The organism is Paractinoplanes rishiriensis (genome assembly GCF_016862375.1).
Taxonomy (GTDB): Bacteria; Actinomycetota; Actinomycetes; order Mycobacteriales; family Micromonosporaceae; genus Actinoplanes; species Actinoplanes rishiriensis.
Window position 1 is genome coordinate 1 of record NZ_BOMV01000126.1, and the last position, 1,256, is coordinate 1,256.

General features: G+C 73.9%; 1 protein-coding gene. It reads left to right on the top strand.

Annotation, left to right across the window (positions count from 1 at the left end; translation table 11 throughout):
• Window positions 1-1,256 (top strand): condensation domain-containing protein (locus Ari01nite_RS48285; RefSeq protein ID WP_203791355.1); only part of this gene is annotated, 1,256 nt, incomplete at both ends.

Below are 1,256 nucleotides of genomic sequence, written 5' to 3' on the forward strand. Positions count from 1 at the left end.
CGGTCTGCTGCCCGTCCCGCCGGGAGTGGCGGGGGAGCTGTACGTGGCCGGTGCGGGCCTGGCCCGCGGTTATCTCGGCCGGTCCGGTCTGACCGGCACCCGGTTCGTGGCCGACCCGTTCGGGGTGGCCGGCACCCGGATGTACCGGACCGGTGACGTGGTGCGGTGGACCGCCGCCGGGGTGCTGGAGTACGTGGGTCGCTCCGACGACCAGGTGAAGATCCGGGGGTTCCGGATCGAGCTGGGCGAGATCGAGACCGCCTTGGACGCCCTCGACGGCGTGGACCGGGCGCTGGTGCTGGTCGCTGACGACCGGCTGATCGGTTATGTCCAGTCCGGCGTCGAGCTCGACCCGGCGATGCTGCGGGCAGCACTGGCGCGGTCGTTGCCGGAGTACATGGTGCCGGCCGCGATCGTGGTGGTCGACGAATTCCCGCTGACCGTCAACGGCAAGGTGGACCGGGCGAAACTGCCCGCACCCGAGATCGCCGCCGGCAGCGGCGACCGCGGCCCGCGGGACGCCCGCGAGGAGATCCTCTGCGGCCTGTTCGCCGAGGTGCTGGGCATACCCGAGGTGGGCATCGACGACTCGTTCTTCGACCTCGGTGGCCACTCGCTGCTGGCCACCCGGCTGGTCAGCCGGATCCGCTCGGCGCTCGACGTCGAGCTGGCCGTGCGCGACCTCTTCGACACCGCCACGGTGGCCCGCCTGGCCCGGCGGCTCGACACCGCCCGGGCCGGCCGCGACGGCGTGCGGGCCGTCACCCCGCGCCCGGAACGGGTGCCGCTGTCCTTCGCCCAGCAGCGGCTGTGGTTTCTCAACCGCCTGGAAGGCTCGTCGGCCGCCTACAACGTGCCGGTGGCCATGCGCCTGCATGGCGAGTTGAACGTCACCGCGCTGGACCGCGCCCTGGGTGACGTACTCACCCGGCACGAGGCCCTGCGCACGCTGTTCACCGAGGACCCGGCCGGCGCCCGGCAGATCGTGCGGCCGGCCACCGGGATCCCCTCGGTGCTGACCGTGGCCGAGTGTGGCGCCGCCGACCTGCCCGCGCTGGTGCGCGAGGCGGCCGCGCACCGGTTCGACCTGGCCACCGACCTGCCGATCCGGGTCTGGCTCTGGACCCTGGCACCCGGCGAGTCCGTGCTGCTGATCGTCGTGCACCACGTGGCCGCGGACGCCTGGTCGATGCGGCCGCTGGCCCGCGACCTCACTGCCGCCTACCGGGCGCGGTGCGCGGGCGTGGCGCCGGTGT